General features: G+C 41.9%; 19 protein-coding genes. 2 read left to right on the top strand and 17 right to left on the bottom strand.

Annotation, left to right across the window (positions count from 1 at the left end; all coding sequences use genetic code 11):
- Positions 1-1278 carry a pyrimidine-nucleoside phosphorylase gene (locus AB3329_RS02535; protein ID WP_368394166.1) on the bottom strand — a complete coding sequence of 426 codons (1278 nt, stop codon included), beginning with the start codon at positions 1276-1278 and terminating at the stop codon, positions 1-3.
- On the bottom strand, positions 1275-1856 hold the full coding sequence (locus tag AB3329_RS02530) for a class I SAM-dependent methyltransferase (RefSeq protein ID WP_368394202.1): 582 nt from the start codon (positions 1854-1856) through the stop codon (positions 1275-1277). Before AB3329_RS02530 ends, AB3329_RS02535 begins: the two co-directional genes overlap by 4 nt.
- 124 nt (positions 1857-1980) lie before the next feature.
- Between AB3329_RS02530 and coaA the strand changes: the two genes are divergently transcribed.
- Positions 1981-2901 carry a type I pantothenate kinase gene (gene coaA, locus AB3329_RS02525; protein WP_368394165.1) on the top strand — a complete coding sequence of 307 codons (921 nt, stop codon included), beginning with the start codon at positions 1981-1983 and terminating at the stop codon, positions 2899-2901.
- 118 nt (positions 2902-3019) lie between these two features.
- Positions 3020-3271, top strand: coding sequence for a 30S ribosomal protein S20 (rpsT, locus tag AB3329_RS02520; protein WP_082854412.1), 252 nt, complete (start codon positions 3020-3022; stop codon positions 3269-3271).
- Between the two features lie 52 nt (positions 3272-3323).
- On the opposite strand, the gene AB3329_RS02515 is transcribed toward rpsT, so the two are convergent.
- The 15 genes from AB3329_RS02515 to truB all read right to left on the bottom strand — a co-directional run bounded on the left by AB3329_RS02515 (position 3324) and on the right by truB (position 18568).
- Complete coding sequence (locus AB3329_RS02515) at positions 3324-4673, bottom strand: sensor histidine kinase (RefSeq protein ID WP_368394164.1); 1350 nt, start codon at positions 4671-4673, stop codon at positions 3324-3326.
- Positions 4663-5337, bottom strand: coding sequence for a response regulator transcription factor (locus AB3329_RS02510; RefSeq protein ID WP_368394201.1), 675 nt, complete (start codon positions 5335-5337; stop codon positions 4663-4665). Before AB3329_RS02510 ends, AB3329_RS02515 begins: the two co-directional genes overlap by 11 nt.
- 320 nt (positions 5338-5657) lie before the next feature.
- The gene (locus AB3329_RS02505) at positions 5658-8201 is read right to left on the bottom strand and encodes a M1 family metallopeptidase (RefSeq protein WP_368394163.1); all 2544 of its coding nucleotides are present in this window, start codon (positions 8199-8201) and stop codon (positions 5658-5660) included.
- A 41-nt stretch (positions 8202-8242) separates the two neighbouring features.
- The gene (gene phoU, locus AB3329_RS02500) at positions 8243-8896 is read right to left on the bottom strand and encodes a phosphate signaling complex protein PhoU (protein WP_067062096.1); all 654 of its coding nucleotides are present in this window, start codon (positions 8894-8896) and stop codon (positions 8243-8245) included.
- 9 nt (positions 8897-8905) lie between these two features.
- Positions 8906-9664 carry a phosphate ABC transporter ATP-binding protein PstB gene (pstB, locus tag AB3329_RS02495; protein ID WP_067062099.1) on the bottom strand — a complete coding sequence of 253 codons (759 nt, stop codon included), beginning with the start codon at positions 9662-9664 and terminating at the stop codon, positions 8906-8908.
- A gap of 11 nt (positions 9665-9675) precedes the next feature.
- A complete protein-coding gene (pstB, locus tag AB3329_RS02490) occupies positions 9676-10479 on the bottom strand; it encodes a phosphate ABC transporter ATP-binding protein PstB (protein ID WP_368394162.1) in 804 nt (267 codons plus the stop codon).
- A gap of 517 nt (positions 10480-10996) precedes the next feature.
- Positions 10997-11884 carry a phosphate ABC transporter permease PstA gene (gene pstA, locus AB3329_RS02485; protein WP_368394161.1) on the bottom strand — a complete coding sequence of 296 codons (888 nt, stop codon included), beginning with the start codon at positions 11882-11884 and terminating at the stop codon, positions 10997-10999.
- Positions 11874-12809, bottom strand: a complete 936-nt coding sequence (gene pstC / locus AB3329_RS02480) for a phosphate ABC transporter permease subunit PstC (protein WP_067065138.1) — start codon at positions 12807-12809, stop codon at positions 11874-11876. The genes pstA and pstC overlap by 11 nt, the downstream gene beginning before the upstream one ends.
- 101 nt (positions 12810-12910) lie before the next feature.
- Entirely contained in the window at positions 12911-13783 is an 873-nt protein-coding gene (locus AB3329_RS02475; protein ID WP_368394160.1) for a phosphate ABC transporter substrate-binding protein PstS family protein, read from the bottom strand.
- A gap of 132 nt (positions 13784-13915) precedes the next feature.
- A complete protein-coding gene (locus tag AB3329_RS02470) occupies positions 13916-15226 on the bottom strand; it encodes an RsmF rRNA methyltransferase first C-terminal domain-containing protein (protein ID WP_368394159.1) in 1311 nt (436 codons plus the stop codon).
- Positions 15227-15257: 31 nt separating this feature from the next.
- Positions 15258-16016, bottom strand: coding sequence for an inositol monophosphatase family protein (locus tag AB3329_RS02465; protein WP_368394158.1), 759 nt, complete (start codon positions 16014-16016; stop codon positions 15258-15260).
- Entirely contained in the window at positions 16006-16284 is a 279-nt protein-coding gene (locus tag AB3329_RS02460; protein ID WP_368394157.1) for a UPF0223 family protein, read from the bottom strand. Before AB3329_RS02460 ends, AB3329_RS02465 begins: the two co-directional genes overlap by 11 nt.
- Positions 16277-16690, bottom strand: a complete 414-nt coding sequence (locus AB3329_RS02455) for a Spx/MgsR family RNA polymerase-binding regulatory protein (protein WP_368394156.1) — start codon at positions 16688-16690, stop codon at positions 16277-16279. Before AB3329_RS02455 ends, AB3329_RS02460 begins: the two co-directional genes overlap by 8 nt.
- Before the next feature lie 43 nt (positions 16691-16733).
- The gene (locus tag AB3329_RS02450; protein ID WP_368394155.1) at positions 16734-17666 is read right to left on the bottom strand and encodes a bifunctional riboflavin kinase/FAD synthetase; all 933 of its coding nucleotides are present in this window, start codon (positions 17664-17666) and stop codon (positions 16734-16736) included.
- Between the two features lie 17 nt (positions 17667-17683).
- On the bottom strand, positions 17684-18568 hold the full coding sequence (gene truB, locus AB3329_RS02445) for a tRNA pseudouridine(55) synthase TruB (RefSeq protein WP_368394154.1): 885 nt from the start codon (positions 18566-18568) through the stop codon (positions 17684-17686).
- Between the last annotated feature and the right edge of the window lie 9 nt (positions 18569-18577).

Raw genomic sequence — 18577 nt, 5'->3', positions numbered from 1 at the left:
CTAAGAAATAATTTTAATAATTTCCTTGGGAATCCTTTGTACTCTCATTATTTTAACATTTTTTTGGAATTCTGTAAGCTGGTTTTCCCCTAATTTTTCCTGCGAATAAATACGCGCAAGGCGTTCGCCCTTTTGCACAGCATCGCCGACTTTTTTATCAAAGACAAGTCCTGTCTCATAATCCAGACGATCAGTTTTGACAGCACGGCCTGCTCCCAATTTCATAGCAAACAAGGCAAAGTCCAAAGCAGGCAGATCTGAAATATAACCCGATTCTGGTGCAAAAACCTCAGTTACCACTCGGGCAGATGACGGCCGGTAAAGATCTCCAAGATCGCCGCCCTGTGCTGCAACCATCTCTTCAAATTTTTTCAAGGCACTGCCGTCAGTAAGATGTTGCAAAATAGCAGCAAGCGGCTTCTCAACTCCAGCAAGACTGAGCATTATCTGGGCCAGACTGCAGATAAAATGGCTGATATCCTCCCGTCCTTGCCCCTGCATAATCTGCAAAGCTTCTAAAACTTCTAAACGATTGCCGACTGCCTGACCTAAGGGCTGGCTCATATCTGTAATCACAGCTACAGTTTTTCGGCCGACTTCTTCACCGAGCGCCACCATCGTTTCTGCTAATTTTTCTGCCTCAGCAACAGTTTTCATAAATGCCCCTTCTCCGACAGTCACATCAAGAAGAATACTGTCGGCACCGGCAGCAATTTTTTTGCTCATTACAGAACTGGCAATAAGCGAAACAACATCAACCGTAGCCGTAACATCGCGCAGAGCATAGAGCAGTTTATCTGCTTTAACCAGATCATCGGACTGCCCGATAACAGCTAAGCCAATATCCTGCACCTGCCTGATAAATTTTTTCTGAGATAGCTCGACTTGGTAACCTTTTATCGATTCCAATTTATCCAGAGTGCCGCCTGTATGCCCTAAGCCTCGGCCGCTCATTTTAGCAACAGGGACACCAAAGCTGGCCACAAGCGGAGCCAGAATAAGCGTTACCTTATCACCGACCCCTCCTGTTGAATGCTTATCTGTTTTGATTCCTGCAATCGCTGATAAGTCAACATGGTCACCCGTTTCAACCATGGCAAATGTCAGATCACGGGTTTCCTGCATGGTCATCCCTCTGAAATAGACAGCCATCGCAAAAGCAGACATCTGATAATCCGGAACAGTGCCTGCAGCATAAGCAGAAATCAGCCAATCAATTTCCTCTTTTGTCAGACTTTTGCCATCACGCTTTTTTTGAATTAAATCAACTGCCCTCATAGCCTCTCACTTTGTAAAATATAATATCCTTTATCTCTTTTTAAAATCTCACAGTTGCCAAAGACAGCTTCCATTTTCGCTTTGGCACTGGGAGCTCCTTGTTTTTTTTGAATCACCAGGGTCAAAAAACCGCCGCTGTTTAGATGGTTGATCCCTTCTTCAATAATTCGGTGGACGATCTTTTTCCCAGCCCGAATCGGCGGATTGCTGATAATATAATCAAAAGATGACTTGACATTTTCATAAAGATCCGATTGGAAAATATCAGCTTTAATCTTGTTTCTATCGGCGTTTTTCTGCGCTAAAGCGAGGGCACGGAGATTAATGTCAACCATTGTCACCTTTACGCCCTGAACTTTTGCTAAAGCAAGCCCCAAAGGGCCGTAGCCGCAGCCAATATCTAAAAGGGTTTTTCCTCTTTTTAAAGTTAAAGCATTCAAAAGGACTTGGCTGCCATAATCAATCCTTTTTTTAGAAAATACACCAGCATCCGATAAAAAATCGAAAGCCTCTCCCAGCAATTCGACTTTCAGTTCATGAATATCATGGCTGCTAGTCGGTTTTTCAGCATAATACATGATGACATCTGCGCCTTTATTTTTTTTACTATAATTCTTTCTTATTTTAGCATACTTTGAAACTGTTTTCAATTAGTAATTAAAAATGCTATAATAAGGCTTATAAGTAGATGAGGAGCTAATTATGACTAGGGAGTTTATCAATTTTGAAAAAATTTCCCGCCAATCCTGGCAGGAACTGCATCAAAAAACAAAGCCTCTGCTTACAGCAGCAGAACTGGAAGCCATCAAAAGCTTAAATGACCATATCAGCATGCAGGATGTTATTGATGTCTACCTGCCCTTAATCAGTTTGATTCAAATTTACAAACGGGCTCAGGACAACCTTTCTTTTTCTAAAAGTATTTTTTTAAAAAAAGATGTCAGCCACATTCCCTTTATTATTGGAATATCAGGTTCAGTAGCTGTTGGGAAATCAACAACCAGCCGTTTGCTGCAGCTCCTTCTTTCCAGAACTTTTAAAACGAGCAAAGTCGAAATGGTAACAACTGATGGTTTTTTGTATCCCAATGCCGTCTTGACAGAGCAAAATCTTTTAAACCGCAAGGGGTTCCCAGAGTCCTATGATATGGAATCGCTCCTGAATTTTCTAGATACTATCAAGAATAGGTCTGAAGCACAGATTCCCGTTTACTCTCACGAAATCTATGACATTATACCAAATAAAAAACAAACTATTCAGCGCCCGGATTTTCTTATTCTTGAAGGAATCAATGTTTTTCAGAATCAGCAGAATAATAGGCTTTATATGAGTGATTATTTTGACTTTTCAATCTATATTGATGCTGAGAATACTAATATTGAAAAATGGTACTTAGAACGTTTTGCCAGTCTTTTAGAACTGGCAAAAAATGATACAGGCAATTACTACCACCGTTTTTCACTTATGCCCTATGAAAAAGCTATGCAGTTTGCTCAGAATATCTGGCAGACAGTTAATCTGGTCAACTTAGAAAAATATATCGAACCCACCCGTAATCGTGCGGAATTGATTTTGCATAAAGCAGCAGATCATATGATTGATGAAATTTATCTCAAAAAATAAAGCTGCAGCCGATCAGCTGTTCCAAAACATCGTGTTTTAGAAGACAACTATAATCTTTTGGGGGATTTAAACTTGCCAAATAAGAGGAAATTCTATATAATAATGTAGTTAGATTAATTTGGAGGTGAAACCATTGGCAAATATCAAATCAGCTATCAAACGTGCTGAGCTTAACGTGAAGCAAAATAAGAGAAATACTGCTCAAAAATCAGCAATGCGTACAGCCATCAAAGCGTTTGAAGCTAATCCGACTGAAGAACTTTATCGTGCTGCTTCTTCGAGCATTGATAAAGCAAAGTCAAAGGGCTTGATTCATAAAAATAAAGCCAGCCGTGATAAAGCACGCCTTGCCCGCAGACTAGCTAATTAAGGATAAATAAATGCTAAAAAGCGACAGAAATTTAAGTTTCTGCCGCTTTTTTTTATAATTTAACTTCAAAGACAGTGCCCTGAGGCGGATTGTCTTTTACTGTAATCGTCCCTTTAAGTGAATCAACAATCTGCTTAGCCAAAGAGAGACCCAAACCAAAACCTCCGCTTTGCCGTGTTCTGGCCTTATCCACACGATAAAACCGATCGAAAATTTTCGTTTTATCGTCATCACTAATCCCCAGACCGTTATCAGCAATCTGAATCAGCAAGTGTCTATCAGGGCTCTGTTTTACGGTAAGAACAACTTTGCCGTCCTGACCGGTATACTTGATTGCATTATCAAATAGGATGGTCAGAAGCTGCCTCAAAAGGGTTTCATCTGATTTTACTGCCTTAGTTAATTCATTGATACCGGTAAAGTCTTTTTGATTTTCCTCAGCTATCAGACCGTAATTGTCAAAAAGATCATCAAAAAAAGCAGGCGATAATTCTTGGATTTCAGGAGTCAGCCCATCATCTCTGCGTGCTAAATTCAAGAGATTGGTCGTTAAAAGCCGCATACTGCGTACTTCATCCAGACTTGAAGCGATATTCTCACTGTTTTCAAGAATGGTTGATTCAGGCCTCCTAAACAAATTTTCTAAACGATTTTGCAGGACAGCAAGCGGCGTCCGCAGCTCATGACTGGCGTTTTCAACAAAAGCTTTTTGCTTCTCATAGTTTTCTAAAATCGGCTTACGGCTCCATTTAGCCAGATAAATACTGGCTAAAACAGAAATAATCCAGAAAATGACCATGACAATAACAATAATTTTGATATAGCGTGAGTTGGCATCTCCCAGCTGTGTCGTATTAATGGCTATTGTAAGATAAGCTGCTTCAGGGTAGTCTATGCTTGATACAGCTACTGTGATGAGATGGTATTTTTCATCATGCCCCGAATAATTTTCGATTGCAACCTCTTTCACCTGTCCCAGTTTATTGCTGTCCAGTTTTAAAGTCTGCAGTCCTGAAAATGTATTGAGATTATTTAAAATGGAACCGTCACTACCATAGACAATATAGCTTGTATTGGCGGCCATTTCCGTCCCGGGTTTCAGTTTAAAATCACTCTTATTGCTGTTTTTCTCTGAAGAAGAGTCTGTTGAGGAAGATGTGTCATCCGCAAAAGCATCTTCCAGCTCATCTAAGAGAGTTCGCGACATCGTCATCGAAACATAGGCATCTGCATTAGCCACTGCACCCTGTAAATTGCTGTCCACAGAAGAATAAACGCCCACTCGCATAACCTGTAAGATGATAACAGTCATTACCAGAAAGATCCCTGTAAATACAGAAAAGAAATGAATAAAGAAAGAAAAATCCCCAGACTTCACTTTCTTTCTTAATTTACTCAGCATTTTTCAGAATATACCCCACACTGCGCAATGTTTGTAAATTTTGGGCAAAAGTTGTTCCCTTTAACTTTTTACGGATTTTTGAAACATACACCTCTACAACCGAAATTGTTGTGTCGCTGTCAAATCCCCAGATACGGTCAAAAATCTGTGATTTAGGCAGAATAACATTCTTATTCTGCAGAAAATAGACCAATAAATCAAACTCCTTGCCCAGCAGCTCAACTTCTTCTCCCTTAACTAGAGTGGTGTTGGTCGAGGTATCAACTGACAGCTCGCCATAGGAAAGAACCTTTTCATTGAACTTTCCGGAACGTTTAAGTAAAGCCTGAATGCGCATTTTTAGCTCTTCGAGGTAAAAAGGTTTTGTCAGATAATCATCTGCCCCCAGCTCAAAACCATGTCCTTTGTCATCAAGCCCCTCTTTAGCAGTCATAATAAGAACCGGTGTTGCCACTCCCTTTTCCCGCAGTTCTTTCAAAACTTGAAATCCATTTTTTTCCGGCAGCATCAAATCTAACAAAATAAGGTCATAAACCCCGCTCTCAGCTTCATAGAGACCTTCTTCGCCATCAAAAACCTGCATAACATCAGCAAAATCGTCTAAAAAATCAAACACAGAATTAGACAGGCCCAAATCATCTTCAACAAGCAATATCTTAATCATCATTCTACTCCTTTTTGCACTCTCATTATAACACCCTAAACTCTCTTTCGTCCATATCCATTTTGAGATGCTCACCTGTAAGACAGCATCTTCTGCTTACCACCGTTTCAGTTAAGGTGTATCTGAAGTTTACCATTTTAAGCTTAACCCTTTCTAAAAAAACAAAAAAGAAGTTTAAAAAACAAGACAGCTCTCCGCCTGATAACTGCGGTAAAAAGACTGTCCTGTTTTTTAAAGTATAAAGAAACCGTTAAACGGGAGAATAAACAACTCGTTTATACTTAAGGTCTTTAAGTTTTGTCGTCTATAATAGAAAGAGCTTAACGTGCTGCCTGAATAGCTTGTTCGACTGCAAACCTCTCCTTGTCAATCAAGACTATCCGTGCAGAGATTTCTTTAATCCCCAGGCTAATATTGCGGCTGATGGACAAATCCCCCAGCTGCGGTTCAAAAAAGCCGCGGTATTCTTCCAAACGTTCCTGTGTTTTAAAGTGGTTGGCCGGATAGATAACAAACTTATCAAAACTCATATCACCGCCCAGAGCCGTCTTAATCCAATCCCAATTTTCTCTGGCCCATAGCCAGAATAGACCTTGCGTAAAGTCTTTATTCAAGAAAGGATTATACCAGCTTATAGCCAAATCCTGAGGTTTTATAAGATTTTTATTTTTTAATTCAGATAAAATTCTCTCAACAGTCGCCTGCGATTTTGTATAAGAAAACGCAACTGCTAGCTGATGCTTGAAATGACCGTCATTAGTCTGTCTATAGGCCTGCAGATAGCCGTCTGCCAAATCCTGTGTTTCAGCTGTCTTCATCTGATTGATCAGAACTGATAAACGAATGGAAGCCGGAATGGTTTCAAGTTTATCGCTATGAGCGGCAAATATATCCTTAGCCTTAGCGACAGCATCAGGATTATCAGCGCGAAGAATCTGTGAGACTGTCAGCTGGCGTACCAGTTCATCTTCGTCAGTATCTGTTTCTTTTGGCTCAAAACCGAGACGCACATAATTCTGCCAAGAAATTTTTTCAATCAAGGTCTTAAAATCATTTTCAGTCTGGCTGCCTTCATCAATAAACTTCTCTAATCCAGACAGCACCTGATCAATTGCAGAAGCAACAAGATAGGATCTTTCGTCGGTTAACTGAGTTAAAAGCGGGATAAGCTCAGCATAAGATACCTCACCGCTTTCTGCCAGAAGCCGTCTTTCCTGAATAAGCTGCAGCTTAGTGTGGGTTTCCAATGTAGTTAATTGCTCTACAAGTTCTGTAAGCAGCTCTCCCTTGTAATTCGTCAGGTAATGCGCTGTATTTCCTGTATTAAATCGCAAAGCTCCCTCGTTCTGTGCTGCTAAAGCTTTAAAATGAGGAATTTCAATTCTTTCTTCGGTTAAGGTATCGGGCAGCCCTTGCCAATTGCTGTTGAGCGGTATCGGCCAAATACGGCCTTTGTCCTGATGCTGACCGATAAAAAATTGTTTTTGTGAAAGAACCAGACTGTCATCAATTACCTCAGCAGTAAGCAAAGGGTAGCCGGGCTGTTCCAGCCAAGCATCCATAAAACCGGCAACATCTCTGCCTGATGTTTCTGTCAGAGCTTCCCACAAATCGCGTCCGACTGTATTGCTGTACTGATGTCTGTCAAAATAGCTGTTCAGTCCGGCCGCAAACTGCTCATCTCCCAGCCAGCGCCGAAGCATGTGCATCAGACGGCTTCCTTTGGCATAAACAATGGCAGGATCAAAGAGTGTGTTAATCTCGTCCGGATGATGAACTTCAACATGAACAGACTGAACACCATCTGTTGCATCACGTTTTAAAGCAAGCGGCACACCTGTTGTTTGAAAATCTTCAAAAATATTCCAAGTAGGCTCAAGAGCGTCAATAGCGACGTATTCCATCATGTTGGCAAAACTTTCGTTAAGCCATAAGTCATCCCACCATTTCATTGTAACAAGATTGCCAAACCATTGATGAGCCAGCTCATGAGCAATGACTAAGGCAACATTCTGCCGGCTTTTAACAGTTGAATTCTCATCAACTAAAAGGTAAATTTCACGATAAGTCACCAAGCCCCAGTTTTCCATAGCACCGGCCGAGAAATCAGGCAAGGCAAGGTGATAGGACTGCGGCAGAGGATAAGATATACCGTAGTAGTCTTCGTAAAAGTCAATAAGCCGAACGGCAAAATCAAGAGCAAAAGTCAAGGACTGAGCCGAATGCGCTTTTGTAGCAAAAACCCCAACTTCTGTCCCTCTTTGTGTTTTAGCTGTAGCTCCCTGCAGGTCGCCCAGAGCAAAAGCTAATAAATAGGAGGACATTCGAGGGGTTGTCTCAAAAGTCCACAAACCTGTTTCCTGCCGAAGATCAACATTGATTTCCGGCATGTTGGCAATTGCCACTTCTCCTGCTTCCTGATCAAACTTGAGACTCAGATTAAAAGTTGCTTTTGCTTCCGGTTCGTCAATGCTCGGAAAAACCTCACGGGCAAAATGGCTTTCAAATTGAGTAGAGATAATCTCTTTTTGAAGGCCGTCAATGGTATAATAAGACGGGTACATGCCAGTCATATTGTCTGTAATCCGGCCCGAAAACTCAAGTACCAAGGTCATACTGCCGGTTTCCAGAAGCTGAACATGCACCGCTTCGTTTGCCTGATCCATTTCAAATACCAAGGGCGCATTATCAAGCAGAATAGCTGTAATTGCCAAATCCTTTTGGTGAAAAGAAATCGTGTTATCTAAGGCTTCTCCGCTGATAGCAACATTTCCTGAGAAAATCCTTTCTTTACGGTTAATATCTAGAAAAATATTATAATTTTCAGGGATAAACTTTTCAACAAAGTGTTCTACTGTTTCCATAAATCTACTCTATTCCTATATCAAACTGTCTTTCTATTTTATCATAATTCAACGATTTTGCCGGTTTTCAGATAAACAATCCATTCACAGATATTGCGGGCATAATCACCAATACGTTCCAGATACATCAAAACCTGAAAATATTCTTTGCCGGCAAACACAACATCGGGCGATTTACGGATTTCTTCCACCGCTAAATTTTGGATATCAATAAAATGATTGTCAATAATTTCATCGGAAGCAGCGATTTCATAAGCCTTTTTATCATCACCTTGAATATAAGCGTTCAAAGCTTCTTCTACCATGCGTTTAACAGCTTTGCCCATCTCATTGATCTTTTCTTCAACAACCGTGATTCTTTCCTCACCCTTCATCCGGATGGTTGCTTTAGCAATAGAGGAAGCATGGTCACCCATACGTTCAATATCACTTGAGGCTTTTAAAACAGTGATTACCGTTCTCAAATCATGGGAAACAGGTTGCTGCAAGGCAATAATTTCCAGTGATTTTCTTTCTAGTTTTGTTTCCAGTTCATTAATAATATCATCTTCTTCGATAATCTCTTTAGCCAATTCACGATCATGGCTGACAAAAGCCCGGACAGTTTTATTAATCTGTCCGGAAACCTCTATCCCCATGGAATAAAATTGATTGTGCAATTTTTCCAGTTCTTCATCAAACTTTGTTCTTAACATTAACTTCTCCTATCCAAATTTTCCTGTAATATAATCTTCTGTTTCCTGTTTTTGCGGATTCAGGAACATTTCTTTGGTATCGCCGTATTCAATTAAATCGCCCGAAAGGAAAAATCCGGTACGGTTAGAAATGCGTGAAGCCTGCTGCATGGAACGGGTAACAACAATCATTGTATATTTATCCTTAAGACCGTAAAGTGTGTCCTCGATCTTCCCTGCCGAAATCGGATCCAGAGCCGATGTCGGCTCATCCATAAGGATAACTTTTGCACTGGTCGCTAAAACTCTAGCGATACAGACCCGCTGCTGCTGGCCGCCTGATAAGCTCAGAGCAGAATCATGAAGCCTGTCTTTTACCTCGTCCCATATTGAAGCGCCTTGCAGAGAGCTCTCAACAGCTTCATCCAACGTCTGCTTATTTTTTACGCCTTTTAAACGCAAACCGTAAACAACATTTTCATAGATGGTCATAGGGAAAGGATTGGGCTGCTGAAAGACCATGCCGATTTCTTTGCGCAGCTCTACAGTATCCGTTCTCGGACTGTAAATATTGTGGCCGTTATATTCGATTGACCCTGTCAGGGTGACCTCAGGATTGAGATCACCCATTCTGTTAATTGCGCGTAAAAGAGTTGATTTTCCTGAACCTGAAGGCCCTATGAGAGAAGTAATTTCATTAGGATAGAAATCCAGCGAAACGTTTTTTAAAGCCTTTTTTTCATTGTAATAAACAGACAAATCATTGATTTTTAAAATTGGTTCTGTCATTTCTTACCTTTCTATCCAAAGTGTCCGGAAACATAATCGCTGGTAGAACGTAATTTAGCATTTTGGAAGACATCATTGGTTTTATCGTATTCAATTAAGTCTCCCAGATAAAAGAAGGCTGTATAATCACTGGCACGGGCTGCTTGCTGCATATTATGCGTCACAATGATGATGGTGTAGTCTTTCCTCAGTTCAAACATTGTTTCTTCCAGCTGCACAGTAGCAATAGGATCCAGAGCTGAAGCCGGCTCATCCATAAGAAGAATATCAGGTTTAACAGAAATAGCACGGGCAATGCAGAGGCGCTGCTGCTGGCCGCCAGAAAGCATCAAGGCCGATTTATGTAAATCATCCTTAACTTGGTCCCAAAGCGCTGCCTGCTTTAATGACGTTTCAACAATTTCGTCTAAAACTTGTTTATCTTTGACGCCAGCGCGTTCATGCGCAAATGTAATATTTTTATAGACCGATTTAGCAAAAGGATTGGGCCGCTGAAAGACCATGCCGATATGCTTACGCATTTCGTAAACATTAATTTCAGGCCGGTTGACATCAATCCCTTCATAGAGTACTTCACCTGTTACCCGAGCAATATCGATAGTATCATTCATACGGTTAAGACTGCGCAGATAAGTGGATTTCCCTGAACCTGAAGGTCCGATGAGAGCTGTAATTTTATTTTTTTCAAATTGCATGTCTACACCTTTAATAGACTCATTATTACCGTAGTAAACATGCAGATTTTTTGTTTCTAAAGCAATTTTATCCTGAGGAAAAGTGATAATGTGCTTTTCATTCCAATTATATTCAGTCACTGCTTTTCTCCTTAAAGCAAGATACAAAGGCCGTTAAAAGAGCAAAGCAAAAATGACGGTAAGCCAGAAATCTTTGATTTCGTCTGCGCACCTCTGCCAAAACGACTAGAAGGGTGCGGTCGGCCGCAGAACGACAAAGCCTTCAGACGTTTACGGCTAGCTAACTTGAAATCAATTCTAAACCTAGATTTATCTTTTTTGCACAGCTCTTAGGCCGTGTTCAATTCATCAAGATATAAAACCCATTCAAAAATCCATAGAAAAATGACGGTAAGCCAGAAATCTTCGATTTCGTCTGCGCACCTCTGCCAAGACGGCTAGAAAGGTGCGGTCGGCTGTTAAGACGACAAAGCTTTCAGACGGATACGGCTGACGGTAAGCCAGAAATCTTCGATTTCTTAGACGCCCCCTGCAAGTCAGCTAGGATTGTTTAGCCATATACATGCATCATGCTGGCAGGCAGCGTTTTCATTAGGATTTCAGGGGGATGTTCAGTTCTTTCCGAAATCAACTCTAATTAAGAAGCTGAAGTTAACTTTTCATGAAGCTTTCTGCCGATGAATCGAGCCGAGAGATTGAAAAGTAAAATAAAGACCAGTAAAACTGCAGCGCTTCCTTCTGAGACCTGAGTAGCATCAGGAATCGTCCCCTCACTGTTGACTTTCCAAATATGGACAGCCAAGGTCTCTGACTGGCGGAAAATGGAAATCGGACTGGTGATACTGAGGGGATTCCAATTAGACCAGTCCAAAGCAGGTGCAGACTGACCGGCAGTGTAAATCAGCGCAGCAGCCTCACCGAAAATACGGCCTGAAGCAAGGACAATTCCTGTAACAATTCCCGGAAGTGCTTCTGGCACAACCACATGAAGCACGGTCTCCCACCGCGAAATTCCTAAAGCAAGACCGGCTTCCCGCTGAGTGTGGTGCACAGTCCGCAGACTGTCTTCAACATTTCGTGTCATCATCGGAAGATTAAAAACAGTTAAAGCGAGAGCTCCGGAAATAATTGAAAAACCATAACCAAATTGAACGACAAAAATCAAATAGCCGAAAAGTCCGACAACAACCGAAGGCAGTGAAGATAATATCTCAATACAAGTCCTGATAAAGTTTATTACCGGTCCTTTTTTAGCGTACTCTGCCAAATAAATCCCGGCTCCCATCGACAGCGGCACTGAGATGATAAGTGTCACCACCAGCAGAAAGAAAGAATTGTAGAGCTGAATGCCAATGCCGCCGCCGGCTTCATAAGAAGAGGAACGGCCTGTTAAAAACTGCCAGTTGACATTGGGTAAGCCCCGGACAAGAATGTAAAGCAATAAGGAAGTAAGGATGATAACAATAATACCAGCGATTGTATAGAGAACCCCTGTAGCTAATTTGTCGATTTTTTTAGCGTGCATAGTTTTTCTTACCTTCCCTTGTAATCATTTTAATCAAAGTGTTAAAGGCCAGACTCATCAGCAGCAATACCAAAGCCAGTGACCACAGAACATTATTTTCAACGGTCCCCATAACAGTATTGCCAATCCCCATAGTCAGGACTGAAGTCAGAGTCGCCGCCGGAGTGACAAGCGAAGTCGGCATAACAGCAGAATTGCCAACAACCATTTGAATCGCTAAAGCCTCACCAAAAGCACGGGCCATACCGAAAACAACAGCTGTAAAAATGCCGGGTCTGGCTGCATTTAAAATAACCCGCCAGATTGTTTGCCAGCGTGTAGCTCCCATAGCAAGACTGGCTTCTTTATAATGTCTGGGGACAGCTTTAAGACTGTCAACTGTCATAAAAGTCACGGTCGGCAAAATCATCACAAAAAGAACAAAAACACCTGACAGGATACCAAAGCCCGTTCCGCCAAAAATGGATCGGACAAAAGGAACAATCACCTGCAAGCCGATAAAGCCATAAACGACTGAGGGAATCCCGACAAGCAGTTCAACAGCCGGCTGTAATATTTTTGCTCCGTATTTAGGTGAAATCTCTGTCATAAAGACTGCAGCGCCAATTGCAAAGGGTGTAGCAATCAAGGCTGACAGAATGGTGACAATAAAGGAACCCAGAATCATTGGCAGAGCTCCCAGCAGCGGCTGACCGGAAGCATCTTTAACATTGGGCTGCCACTGCGTTCCAAAAAGAAATTTGAAAGGATTGATTTTATTGACAAAAAATGTAGACAGCCCTTTCTGCGCTACAAAAATCAAAATCATAGCGACAATAAAGACAATTAATATTAAACAAAGAAAGGTAATCGTTTTGCCCAACTTTTCTAAACGGGAATTCTTAGAAGGGGACACCAGCTTTTTAGCAAGCTCTTGTTTTTGCATAGTTAACTCCTCATAAAAGATATTAACGCCTTTAACAGGAAAAAAATGAATTGAATCTACCGCAAGTTCTCCAATAATTCACTTGCCTTGGCTTAAAACCGTCACTTAGGCCGGACGGTTCCATCGGCACTTTTGACAACCTTCATGTCATTCATGGAAATATAACCCATACTGACAACAATGCCATCTTGAACATCATCCGACATCATGTAGTCTAAAAATTCCTTAGTGAGTCCGGTTGGTTCCCCCTTAGTGTACATATGTTCGTAAGACCAAAGCGGCCAATCGTTAGTTGTAACATTTTCAACTGTAGCTGAAAAGCCATTGAGTTTCATACTTTTGACCGAATCATCAACATAAGCAAAAGCCAAATATGAAATCGCGCCAGGTGTCTGGGAAATAATGCTTTTTACCATACCGTTTGAATCCTGTTCCTGACTTTGCTGGGCTGATTTCCCATCCATCACAATACTGTCAAAAGTCGAACGTGATCCGGAACTGGCTGCTCGGTTAATAACTGAAATCTCTAAATCCTTTCCGCCGACCTGCTTCCAGTTCGTGTATTCTCCGGTAAAGATTTTTTGCAGCTGTTCTATTGTCAGATCTGAAACGTCCACTTCCTTATTGACAATTACAGCCAGGCCTGCAACGCCTACCTGATGATCGACCAGCTTGCTGGCATCAATACCGTCCTTCTCTTCGGCAAAAACATCACTATTGCCAATTTGCACAGCCCCGGACTGAACCTGAGACAGGCCTGTGCCGGATCCGCCGCCTTGGACATTAACCGTTTTGCCGATGTTGATATGAGAAAACTCATCCGATGCAGCTTCAACTAAAGGCTGCAAAGCCGTCGAACCAACACTGGTTATTGACTGGCCCCGGTCAATCCAGCTGGAACAGGCTGTTAGGATAAACAGGCTGACCCCCGCCAAAGCAAGCAGAGTTAATGTGTGATTCTTTTTTAATTTCATTGGTTCATTCCTATTCATCATTATCAAAAAATCATTTCATGAAGCTAGCATCTTCATACTCAAATAGTAACATAACTGACTGGCCTTTGCAAAGAGCTTTCTTACTTTAAATGAAATTGTATTCAATAACAGTTAAGCATTAAAACGGAGTCCTTTGGGGAAATAATTTTTAACCGTATTATTAACAACTTTTGCAAACCCAAGCCCATTCCCTTTGACACATAACTGGTACCAGCCATTGGGATAGTTTCCTTCTAAGAAAACAATATTTCCCGCAGCATAAGACTTAAACTGTTCTATATCAATTTCAACAGACTGTTCTACGTCATGCTGAGCTAAAGCCAAACCTAAAGCAAAGGAGGGCTCAAAACGCTTTTTCTTAAAAGTCCCTAAATGCAGGCCGTTTCGAGCAATTTTCAAGCCGGACAAATCCGGCAGGCCTAAAGGAAGAAGGTAGAGATTGGCGCCGAATGTCTGAAGAAGTCCCTCCAAAGGGCGCTTTAAGTGTTTAGCTGCAAATTCCTGCCAAAGCGCAAGTTCTTCTCTGTTTAAATTAGACGAGCCTGACCGAATAGGGAATACCCGCTTCTCTCTTTGGTCCTTGAATTTTGCGATAAACTGCCCTTCACCCTTAAAACGATGGGGATACATACGTGCAGCTTCCGGCAGATCAATACCGCCTGTCATACCATTTATCTTGGGTATATTGACGATGTTCAGTGTGTCATACTGCCGTAAAAGCCAATTTGCTATTTCTTCATTTTCCTCTAAAGACCAAGTGCAGGTTGAATAGACTAAACTTCCGCCGTAAGCCAGCATAGGCATCGCTTCGCTCAAAATTTGTTTTTGGAGTTTTGCATACTCGGCCGGCAAGGTCCTGTGCCAGCGGCGGACAGCATCGGGTTCTTTTCGGAACATCCCTTCACCGGAACAAGGGGCATCCAAAACAATAAGATCAAAATAATGTTTAAAGGTTTTAGCCAGCTTTCGTACAGATTCATTAGTGACAATGACGTTCTGGGCCCCGAAACGCTCAATATTTTCGACAAGACTTTTGCTGCGTTTTACGGAAATCTCATTGCTGACAAGCAGGCCTGTGTTTTCCAAGTAAGCCAGCAAGTGCGTAGACTTGCCGCCGGGAGCAGCTGCTAAATCCAGAACTTTCATACCTTTTTGCGGAGCCGCTGCCTGTCCGACCATCTGAGCAGCAGGCTCCTGTGAATAGACTAAGCCGGTGACATGCTCAGCTGATTTCCCAGAAATTTTGCCATAATGCCCCCACGGTGTATCAGGGATAGCCTGATCAAAATGCTGTTGGCCGGCCTTAAGAGGATTAGTCCGAAAAGCAGAAACAGAATCTTCTTCCAAACTGGTAAAAAAAGCTTCTGCCTCTTCCCCCAAGATCTGCCGATAGTTTTGAATAAATGATTCAGGTAATCTCATATAAATATAGTTTTTATTTCCTCTTGCATTCCTACTTTATAAACTGCTTAATGGTCTTTAATTTTTGCTTAGGAACAAACATAATCATTTGTCTGTTTTTAAAATCAGGCTTCTGCCCGTCAAGGGTCAGCAGCTGATAACCCAGCTTTTCCCCCATAATAAAGGCAGCCGCATAATCCCAAGGCTGAATGAAAGAAAAATAAGCTAATAAACGGCCGGACATCACCTGCGACATACTGATTCCGGCTCCGCCGTAAATGCGGACCCCCAAAGTTTGGCGGGCTAGGTCACGGATTCCGTGCACATTCTCAGCAAACATACTGGAATTAGCACTGATTAAGGAGCGATTAAAGGGTTTGTCCTGATAAGGAAGCAGTTTTTTATCATTGGCATAAACACCAAACTGTCCGCCTCCGGCATAAAGAACATCCTTTATAACATCATAAATAAGACCAAAGCGACCGACTCCGTCTTCGTAGTATGCAATCATGACAGCAAAATTTTCCCCTTGCACAATAAAATTGACGGTGCCATCAATAGGGTCTAAAATCCAAACATGACCGTCTGTAATAGGATGTCGGACACCGTTCTCTTCTGCCATCACATTGTCTTTGGGGTAAGCCGATTTTATTTTAGCAATCAGCAAGTCTTGTGCAGCTTTATCCAGATTAGTGACCAGATCATCAAACTGTGTTTTTTCTTCTATTTTGAGCTTTTCGGCCATGGCCGAGCGGATAAACTGTCCAGCTTCCCGAATGATTGTTTTTGCAAATGTAAATTTAGTTTCCAAGAGAAATAAATCCCTTTCCTCTTTCTTTTGCTGCTTTTACAGCCTTGTATATTGAATAGCCGCTGCTTCGTTTAAAGTCACGGTCAATTGTTTTTTCCTGAGCTTTGCTTGTGACAACCTGTTTAAAAGCAGTGTAAGTCTCCAGTAAGGCCGCAGCAGAAACCTTGCTTTCGTAGGCTTTTTCAACTTGATTCAAAAAATAAAGCACTGATATGATTTCTTCAGTGCTCCAGCTTGTATCGAGCGGATAACTATAATTTTTACTCATCTTCTCCCTCAATCTCAGCTCTTATAGTTGCCTGACGCAACTCCTGTTTACGGTAATCCCGCGATAAAAAAGCACGAATCTCGTCTTCATTAAAGCCGATCTGCATCCGCTTCTTATCCATAATAATCGGGCGGCGCAAAAGACCGGGATTTTCTGCGATCAGCTGAATCAGGGCAGAAACAGACAGCTCATCCACATCAACATCCAGCTTCTGGAAAACTTTTGACCGTCTGGAAATGATGTCTTCTGTTCCGTTTTCAGTAAACGATAAAATCCTCAGTAATTCCTCACGACTAAGCGGGCTTGTAATGATATTGTGCTCTTCAAACACAACTTTATGCTTTTTGAGCCAGGTTCGTGCCTTGCGGCAGCTAGTGCAGCTAGGTGATAAAAATAAGGTAACCATTCTTTGCCTCTTAACTATTCCTTACTGATTATTATACAAGATTTTATGCTTCTTGGCTATTCTTTTTCCAAGACAGTGCCTTTTGTTTATCGGAATGCAGCTGAGCTACCAAGGCTTCAGCCCCATCAAACTTAATCATATCACGGATTTTTTCCAGCCAGATAATCTCAAGCACTTCACCATAAATATCTTCTTCAAAATCAAAAATATGAACCTCCAGCCGCAGCTCAGTCCCACCAAAAGTCATATTTTTGCCAATGCTGGTCATGGATCGGTAAGTTTTGCCATTAATCAGAACATCGGAAACATAGACACCGTCAGAAGGCAGAAAAGTCCGGTCCAAGGGAGCCAGATTTGCTGTCGGAAAGCCGATTGTCCTCCCGCGAGCATCGCCATGAACAACCAAGCCCCGCGTTGAGAAAGTATAACCCAGCAAATCATTGGCCTGCGACACTGCACCAGCAGCCAGAAGTTTTCGAATTCGGGTAGAGCTGATTTTTTCCTGATTCCTCTGGACCTCTTCTATTGTCACAACCTCACCATTAAAGTGCTGCTTCAAAAAGTTTCCATCAGCACGGTCATGGCCAAATTTATAGTCAAAACCAACCACAACTGCTTTTGCATGAAAGGCAGCAGTATACTGTTCAATAAAGTCTTCTGCCGATAGCTGTGAAAAACGGCTTGTAAAATTCAGCAGATAAAGCTTGTCAACACCATATTCAGCAAACTTCGCATAACGTTTTTGCGGATAAGTCAAATGAAGTAAGAGTTCAGGATAAAAACGCACAAATGCTAAACGCGGTGACTCAGGAAAGGTCAAAACCACGACTCTTAGCGAATCACGCGCTGCAATTTCTTTTGCCTTTTCAAATAAGGCCTTGTGGCCTAAATGCAGGCCGTCAAAATAGCCCAAAACAAGGACAGTATCGGCACTCTCATTAATTTCTGTATGATTCTTAATCTCTTGGATTTCCATCTTATTTCCGTTCTAAATTAAACAAAGACCTTATGCGGTTTATATTTTCCTTCATCATATGCTGTTAAAACAGCCAGCAGCCTGTCCTCATAAAAACCGACTAAGAGTTTTTCTTGCCTTTCCAGCTTAACTTTGCGCCCATGCGACAGATCATCAGCCTGTTTCTGATTTAAGTCAACAGAGGGTAAATGACGCACACCATACTCCAAGGGGAGTAAAAAGGAAAAATCATTATTGTCGACCTGTTTTTGAATTGCTGAGAGGGTGCGGGCCTCTTCAAGTTCTAAACCTGAAGAGGCCGTCCGTTCAAGAAAAGACATATGGCTGGCATACCCTAACACTGCGCCTAAGTCCACTGCTAAAGTCCGGACATAAGTCCCTTTGCTGCATGACAATCTAAATGAAAAAGAACAGGTGCCATCCGCAAAAGTCAGAGGACTTGTGCGGATAAATTCGTAAACAGACACCTGACGCACTGGCCGCTCTACAGTTTCTCCCCTGCGGGCATAATCATACAGTCTGCGGCCTTTAACTTTGACTGCTGAATACATAGGCGGCTTCTGTTCAATACGACCGATAAAAGTCTGCATAGCCAGATCTACAGTCTTTTCACTTAAGTCGTCTGTCACCGGTGTCCTGTCCACTAGCTGACCGCCGGCATCTTCGGTTGTTGTCGAAAAACCAAGGGTAATCTGACCCTGATAAACTTTACCGCTATCCATCATATATTCGATAATTCTGGTTGCTTTACCGACAGCGATCGGTAAAACACCGACAACATCAGGATCAAGTGTTCCGCCATGCCCAATCTTTTTTTCCTGCAATATTTTACGCAGTTTCAAAACAGCATCATTGGAGGTCATGCCTGCTTCTTTTTTCAAATTGATAATTCCAGTAATCATAATTTACAT

Source organism: Streptococcus huangxiaojuni (genome assembly GCF_040930515.1).
Lineage (GTDB): Bacteria > Bacillota > Bacilli > Lactobacillales > Streptococcaceae > Streptococcus > Streptococcus huangxiaojuni.
Note: the sequence above shows the minus strand (reverse complement) of the source record. Positions and strands in the feature narration are given on the sequence as shown.